This is a genomic window from Spirulina sp. CCY15215 (genome assembly GCF_016888125.1).
GTDB lineage: Bacteria > Cyanobacteriota > Cyanobacteriia > Cyanobacteriales > Spirulinaceae > CCY15215.
In genome coordinates, this window is the sequence record NZ_JACSWA010000261.1 from 1 (window position 1) to 7261 (window position 7261).

A 7261-nucleotide genomic window follows, 5' to 3' on the forward strand; every position below is an offset into this window, starting at 1 on the left:
GACCCAAATAACGTAGTACGCGGGGTACTTAGTCTGGTCAGAATGGCTTGTTAGATTTCTCTTTCAAGCCTCACGCCTTTAGGCTGAGGTTCCTGACTGTTATTGGTTGTAGATTTTCTGCTGTCCCAATTCAATTTTAGGTGTTGGAAAACGGAAAAATCGCAATTCTTGCAGCAAATCTAGTAAAAAAGGAGAAGCGATCGCCTCTCCACCAAAAACTTAATGATAAATTGGTAAATTTAATGACCGATACCAACATAACGGAAACCTGCTTTTTCCGCAGCTTGGCGATCGAGGAAATTGCGACCGTCAATAATCACTGCATGATTCATTAACTTGGCCATTTGTTCGTAGTCAATTTTGCGGAATTGTTCCCAGTCTGTGACCAAAACCAAAGCATCGCAACCATCTGCGAGGCGATCCAAGTCGGTTTCGACGATCGCATTAGCCAAACCGTGGCGCATTCCCGTTTGAGAGACAATGGGATCGTAAGCCTTGACTTTTGCCCCTAAACGATGCAATTGTTCAATTAAATCCAAAGCTGGAGCATCGCGCATATCGTCCGTATCGGGTTTAAAAGTTAAACCCAACAAACCCACAGTTTTCCCTTTCAGGATTTTAATTTCCTGTTGCAGTTTTTCCAGGACGAGGAGACGTTGGCGCTTATTGACATTAACCGCAGATTTAAGCAGTTCTGCTTCATAATTGTAATCATCGGCGGTGTGAATTAACGCCGAGACATCTTTCGGGAAACAAGAACCTCCCCAACCCAAACCCGCTTGCAAAAACTTCGAGCCGATGCGAGAATCCAAACCAATTCCTTTGGAGACTTGCACCACATCCGCACCGACGCGATCGCAAATATTGGCAATTTCGTTAATAAAACTAATTTTGGTAGCAAGAAAAGAATTCGCCGCATATTTGATCATTTCTGCGGAGTTGAGATCCGTCATCACGATGGGAACCGGGGGTAATTCCTTATATTCTTCTTCCCCAAAAGTGCGATCGACGAGGGGTTGATAGAGTTCCGCCATCATATCTAGGGCTTTTTGATTATTACTTCCCAAAACAATGCGATCGGGGTTAAAGGTATCAAAAACCGCCGAACCTTCCCGCAAAAATTCCGGGTTGCTGACCACATCAAATTCTGCGCTAATTTCCTCAGAACCGCTTCCCCCTTCTGCTTTTTGGCGTTCGGAAACCCCATCCAATACAATCATTTGGACCCAATCTCCCGAACCGATGGGCACCGTAGATTTATTAACAATGACTTTATACCCCTCTTTGAGGTGCGATCCAATTCCTCGCGCCACGGCTTCTACATAGCGAGTGTCGCTGTCTCCTGTGGGTAACGCGGGAGTTCCCACGGCAATAAAGAGAATATCGCTATTCTCGACCCCATAACCGAGATCCGTGGTAAATTCTAAGTTTTCTGACTTCATACAGGATTTCATCAGATCCGATAGTCCAGGTTCGTAAATAGGGCTTTGTCCGGACTTCATGAGTTTTACTTTTTCTTCATTATTGTCGATGCAGATTACCTTATGGCCGATGTGGGCTAGACAAACTCCCGTTACTAAACCGACATATCCTGTTCCAATGACACAAACGCGCATAATCTTAAATCCTCAAAAAATTATTGGGGTGACTTGACTATAGATGCTCGAGATGACGAATAAACGATGAGAAATATTATTTCATTTCTGACTTATTTTTCCCTCTTCGGCAAGGCGATCGCGAAAATAATCAATGGTTAATTTTAATCCCTCATCTAGGGGGACGGTAGGTTCCCACCCCAACCATTCTTTAGCGCGGGTAATATCCGGCTGTCGCTGCTGAGGATCGTCCTGGGGAAGGGCTTTAAAGGTTAATTTAGCGTCGGGGTTGACCATATTTTGGATGGTTTGCGCCAGTTGTAAAATAGTGTATTCCCCTGGGTTGCCAATATTAACTGGCTGGGTGCGATCGCTATTCATCAAGCGAATAAATCCTTCTATTAAGTCAGAAACATAACAAAAACTACGGGTTTGCGAACCGTCGCCGTAAATTGTGAGGGATTTTCCTTGCAGTGCTTGAACGATAAAGTTACTCACAACTCTCCCGTCATTAGGTAACATTCGAGTTCCATAAGTATTGAAAATGCGTACAACTCTTATATCAACACCATTCTGGCGATGATAATCATAACTAAGAGTTTCTGCAACTCGCTTACCTTCATCGTAACAAGCTCTAATTCCAATCGGATTTACGTTACCGCGATACTCTTCTGGCTGAGGGTGAACCTCGGGATCGCCGTAAACTTCAGAGGTGGAAGCGAGAAAAAATCTGGCTTTGACCCGTTTCGCCAGTCCTAACATATTTAATGTGCCGATGACGTTGGTTTTAATCGTCTTAACGGGGTTGTATTGATAGTGAACGGGAGAAGCCGGACAAGCAAGATGATAGATTTGATCTACTTCAAGGCGAATGGGTTCAGTAACATCGTGGCGAATGACTTCAAAATTAGGATTTTCAAGCCATTGTCGGATATTGCGTTTGCTGCCAGTATAGAAGTTATCTAGGCAGATAACTTCGTGACCTGCCTGCATCAGGCGATCGATGAGGTGAGAGCCAAGAAAACCTGCTCCTCCCGTGACTAAAATTCTCATAGGGTCAGCTTTTTCAGTTTTGAGTCCGATCTTAAGATTAATCTTGACCGATGCTGCTGTCTAGTCAAATCTGAAATACGCAAAAATCCCACAATCCTAGGAGCTTGTAACTCTAGGGGTCAATTATACTGGTTAGGAGTTCTCCATGCAATTGAGCGCGATCGCGGAAAGATTCAATTTGTGCTGAATTCAAAGGCATTCCATTGGCATAATAGTCCAACCAAGCACGACAAATAATATTGGGGTCATCGGGAATATTGGCTAATTCCCAACCTGGTATATTAATCTCCTCCATCAATTGGCTAACTTTCGGATCGTAGCTGAGGGCAAAACAGCGACATTGCTCAGAAGCGGCCATAATTAAACCGTGCAAGCGCATGGCGATCGCCATTTCTACCCCTTGAAATAATCCTTTTAATTCTCGCGGGTCTTCTAGGGTAATAATACAGGAAACCCCCGGAAGCCGATCGCCGATCCCTCGGGCCATTTCTAAGTCTCGGATAGGTTGGAAGGGGACGAGTAAAATGGTGGTTTCTGTGGCTTTTTGAAAGGAAATGAGGGCGCGGGTGAGGAGATCGAGACGTTGGGGGGTAAGTTGAGGATGAGGGCGTAAAATAACGGCAACTCTAGGGGCGTGTAAATCTCCCAAACCTGAATAAGATTTGGCTTCTAATGCCCAAACTGGATCTGGAGATAAGAGGTTTTTAATTTGCCAGTCGGCCAATAATTGTGCCGAAGCGCGATCGCGGACACTAATAGCTTTACAGTGAGAGAGGACTTGTCGGGTCAGCCATCGCGTGGCAGGATGTTTGAGGGGTCCGATGCCTTGGGCCCAGGCAATGGTCTTTAAGCCGCGTTTCTGCGCCATTGCCATTAAGCCCCCATAGTAAAGGGGACTGGCAAAACTGGTGACATCCTGCATTAAACTTCCCCCACCCCAAATAAAATAATCGGATTTCTTCAAGGCTTCGAGAATGCGAAAGCCAGAGACGCGATCGCAACTTTCGATGCCGTAGCGCTGATGGGTTTGCTGGGGATCCCCAGAAAGGGCGATCGGGGTGATAGACTCGGGCAGCATTTGCAGTAGGGTTGCGAGGAGGGCTTCATCGCCGCCATTGCCTTTGCCATAATAACCGCACAATATTGCCCGAGTTGTTGCCATTAGTAAAATATTGAGTCAAAAGTAAAAAATCAACTTAACATTTTTTGTGGGAGAAATGAAGGCGATCGCGCCCAATATTTCCCAGCAAAAACCCTCAAACCGTTCCCAGTCTGAGGGAGATGAACAGCTAGAAAACAAATAGCCTACATTTCTCGCACTGTGGGTTTGCCGTCTTTAATTTCTCCCACTAAAACTACATCAACACAGTTAACAAATAAACCGTTTTCCAAAACCCCAGGAATATTATTGATTTTTTGTTCCCAACCCACGGGATCGTCGATGGACTCGAACTTAACATCTACGACTAAATTACCTTGATCCGTCACCACTGGACCTGCTTTTTTGACTCCCATCCGTAACTCGGGTTTGCCCCCTAATCCTTCTAATGCTCGCATAACGGGGGCGATCGCCATCGGAATCACCTCTACGGGTAACAAGAACGTTGACCCTAGTTTATCCACTAACTTCCCGCTATCCACGACGATAATAAACGTCTCTGCGAGATAATCGACGACTTTTTCTCGCGTATGTGCTGCCCCGCCGCCTTTAATGAGATTTTTCTTGGGGTCTACCTCATCGGCCCCATCAATGGCAATATCAATGCGATCGCAAGCGTCCAACGTTGTTAAAGGAATGCCATACTTTTTGGCCAGAACTTCAGCCTGAAAAGAAGTGGGAATACCGACAATATCTTTTATTTCTCCAGATTTAAGGCGATCGCCGATAAACTCAATAGCATAAGCTGTTGTCGAACCCGTCCCCAACCCCACTACTTGCCCAGAAACAACTCGAGCTGCTGCCGCTTTCCCGACTTGCTGTTTCATAAGGTTAATTGGCTCTGCGGTCATGATTTCTTGCTCCTACGGTTTGTAATAATTTTGTCTGCACGACAAAGGAATCATCGTTAGTGATCAGTGACAGACTCGATGATCCTCAATTGCTATAGAACTATTGTATTAGGAATTAGTCGTTTGAGCGGCAAGCATTTCCTTGAGCTTTGATAACTCCGTTGCCCAACGAGGATCTGGCTGAACTGAATCGCTTTTGCCTCCTTGTGGGTTAGTGCGTTTTGATTGTTTAGACTTCCCACCACCGGAAGAACTACGCTTACTTGCAGACGGTGTAGGCGTTTTGACTTCTTGGGGACTTTCTTCAGAAGTTTCCCCTTCCGATTCTTTCTCGGACTTTTTCGCCCGAGGTAGGGCTTTCTCTATTTTTAGGGGACTTTCCATAAATGTCTGGCCGTTGTATTTCTCGATCAAGGTATCGGCTGCTTCATCTGTCGAGACTGTAACAAAGGCAAATCCCCGACATTTTCCCGTTTTACGATCCTTGATCACTTTGGTCGATATCGTTCCTTCAATACCCTCAAAAATGTCGTGTAAGGCTTGACGGTCTACGGATTCCTTGGGCAAATTCCCAACATAAAGGCGAATAGACATAAAAATTCTCTCCAAATTTGAGCTAATCCAAAAGAAGGTCGGGGTGTTGGCGATCTCATTTCACGTTTCACGCAAACTAAACACGCAAACTAAATCTGTATTTTATACAACATGAAGACAAAACTCTAATCTATTTAAGTTTGTACGTTCATCTCTCGGTGCTAGGACAAACCTATAATTTCACCCCAAATCTAATTATTACAGAATGTTCACACAATGCGTCATCAATTTAACAGATTGACAATTCCTTCTCAATTATCAATGCAACAACACTCAAAAAATAGCATAGTTTAGGACATCTTCCCTCTCCCCACTTTTTTTGTTCACCTCGAGCAATCCCATTTCTCGGGTCTTGGTATAACATTGGCAGCGATTTTGTCAAGATATAGATACAATCTTTACAAAATGTATAATGCAATACTTGGCATCTTTGTCAAATTAATGTTATATTTCGTTACATAGCAGTAACGCGTTTCATAATCCCCGCTCTAGATGGCACTGGGATTTTTAGCGCGATCGCTGCTAGAGTCGTCAAGTTCGTCGTTTGGAGTATCCAACCATGTCACAGCCCATTGAATTATCCTTGGAACAAAGATTCAATATTCGGTCTTTTGAGATGCAGGTTCAAAAGATGAGTCATGAACAGGCACAGGAATTTTTAGTCAAACTCTACGAGCAAATGCTGGCGAAGGAGAATATGTATAAGGAGTTCATCAAGCACGAGTGGGGAATTGGTGCGCCGATGAATCCCGCTCAATAGTGGCAGGCGATCGCCAACAAGGGAAATCAAACTGGAGCGCCTCTTTCTCGGGTTGAGTTTCTAGAATGGGAACATGACGGGGGATTGTGGGAGTGCTTCTTTACTTTTTCTGGGCAAAGCAAAGCGATCGTACATTTTTGTTAAAAAATCTGCAAAAAGGCTATATTTCTCAACTATAGTTTGAGTAGGGTTTAGTTCGCGAAACCTAGTCTCAATCTATCGGTCTATTGTTATTCTCATTATGTTTCAGCATTGTTTAATTTGTACGGACTTCTCCGATGGTTTGCATCGCTTGATCGGGTTCGTACCCAGTCTTGCCGCAGGAGGACTTAAAAGGATTATTTTTTGCCATAGTGTCCCGATTCGAGAAGAAGGGTCAATCCCCAAAATTGATAAAGAAGAAATTAAGCAAGCGGAAGCACAGCTTGCGCCGTGTTTAATCGGTTTACCTCCAGATGTAGAAGTTAAAATCGAGGTTCCGGTGGGGCGACCGATGGATACGATTCCCAAGTTAGTAGAAGAGTATGAGATCGATGTGATTTTCACGGGGATGTCTACTAAAAATGCCTTGCAAGAGACTCTCTTTGGCAGTACAACCCAAGAAATGGCCAAAGTGACAGAAATTCCTTTGATGGTTCTCCGTCCTCAGTTAATTTCTACTTATACTCGCGAAGAACTGGCATTGCGCTGCCAGCATTTATGGCGCTATCTGCTCATTCCCTACAATGATGGTAAGACAGCCAAGTATTTAATTGAGGAAGTGAAAAAATATGTCAGCAAAAATCTGCCCACTGCTCCCCAAAAATGTATGCTCCTCTGGGTGATAGGTGAGAGTGTGCGGAGAAGTGTTCCCGAAAATTATCAAATGGAGGAAGCACAAAAAAAATTAGAGGCTGTGAAAGCCGATTTGGAAAAAGTTGGTTTAGAAGTCAATATTGAGGTTCGTACTGGCAATCCTCTACACGAACTTTTAGATGTTGCCTTAACTTTTGATATTAGCGCGATCGCCACCTCCCATCTTTCCCGTAGCGCCCTCCTAGAATTCACCGCCCCCAGTTTTGCCAATGAAATCCTGCGTCATAGCTGGTTTCCCATCCTCTTTTTCTCCCCGAAAAAGTAATTCCAACTATTAACACCTCGGCAAACTCAGTGCATCGCTATCAACTATCAACTATCAACTATCAACTATCAACTATCAACTATCAACTATCAACTATCAACTATCAACTATCAACTATCAACTATCAAC

The 7261-nt window shown here is 44.2% G+C and carries 7 protein-coding genes; 2 read left to right on the plus strand and 5 right to left on the minus strand.

Features of this window, described 5'->3' with window-relative positions; all coding sequences use genetic code 11:
• Positions 1-239: 239 nt before the first annotated feature.
• From JUI58_RS02665 to JUI58_RS02685, 5 genes are all read right to left on the minus strand, one after another.
• Positions 240-1616, minus strand: a complete 1377-nt coding sequence (locus tag JUI58_RS02665; RefSeq protein ID WP_204102198.1) for a UDP-glucose/GDP-mannose dehydrogenase family protein — start codon at positions 1614-1616, stop codon at positions 240-242.
• 81 nt (positions 1617-1697) lie between these two features.
• Complete coding sequence (locus JUI58_RS02670; protein ID WP_204102199.1) at positions 1698-2648, minus strand: UDP-glucuronic acid decarboxylase family protein; 951 nt, start codon at positions 2646-2648, stop codon at positions 1698-1700.
• Between the two features lie 112 nt (positions 2649-2760).
• Entirely contained in the window at positions 2761-3810 is a 1050-nt protein-coding gene (gene csaB / locus JUI58_RS02675) for a polysaccharide pyruvyl transferase CsaB (RefSeq protein WP_204102200.1), read from the minus strand.
• Positions 3811-3953: 143 nt separating this feature from the next.
• Positions 3954-4658 (minus strand): ribose-5-phosphate isomerase RpiA, encoded by a 705-nt coding sequence (gene rpiA / locus JUI58_RS02680; protein WP_204102201.1) that lies wholly within the window; start codon positions 4656-4658, stop codon positions 3954-3956.
• Positions 4659-4766: 108 nt separating this feature from the next.
• Entirely contained in the window at positions 4767-5252 is a 486-nt protein-coding gene (locus tag JUI58_RS02685; protein ID WP_204102202.1) for an RNA-binding protein, read from the minus strand.
• Between the two features lie 559 nt (positions 5253-5811).
• Here JUI58_RS02685 and JUI58_RS02690 point away from each other — a divergent pair.
• Positions 5812-6012, plus strand: coding sequence for an NblA/ycf18 family protein (locus JUI58_RS02690; protein ID WP_204102203.1), 201 nt, complete (start codon positions 5812-5814; stop codon positions 6010-6012).
• A gap of 241 nt (positions 6013-6253) precedes the next feature.
• On the plus strand, positions 6254-7132 hold the full coding sequence (locus JUI58_RS02695) for a universal stress protein (protein WP_204102204.1): 879 nt from the start codon (positions 6254-6256) through the stop codon (positions 7130-7132).
• Positions 7133-7261: the final 129 nt, after the last annotated feature.

Bases quoted from the DNA above. Each gene is read 5' to 3' on its own strand.
- JUI58_RS02665 (WP_204102198.1), bottom strand. From the start codon at position 1,616: ATGCGCGTTTGTGTCATTGGAACAGGATATGTCGGTTTAGTAACGGGA.
- JUI58_RS02670 (WP_204102199.1), bottom strand. From the start codon at position 2,648: ATGAGAATTTTAGTCACGGGAGGAGCAGGTTTTCTTGGCTCTCACCTC.
- csaB (WP_204102200.1), bottom strand. From the start codon at position 3,810: ATGGCAACAACTCGGGCAATATTGTGCGGTTATTATGGCAAAGGCAAT.
- rpiA (WP_204102201.1), bottom strand. From the start codon at position 4,658: ATGACCGCAGAGCCAATTAACCTTATGAAACAGCAAGTCGGGAAAGCG.
- JUI58_RS02685 (WP_204102202.1), bottom strand. From the start codon at position 5,252: ATGTCTATTCGCCTTTATGTTGGGAATTTGCCCAAGGAATCCGTAGAC.
- JUI58_RS02690 (WP_204102203.1), top strand. From the start codon at position 5,812: ATGTCACAGCCCATTGAATTATCCTTGGAACAAAGATTCAATATTCGG.
- JUI58_RS02695 (WP_204102204.1), top strand. From the start codon at position 6,254: ATGTTTCAGCATTGTTTAATTTGTACGGACTTCTCCGATGGTTTGCAT.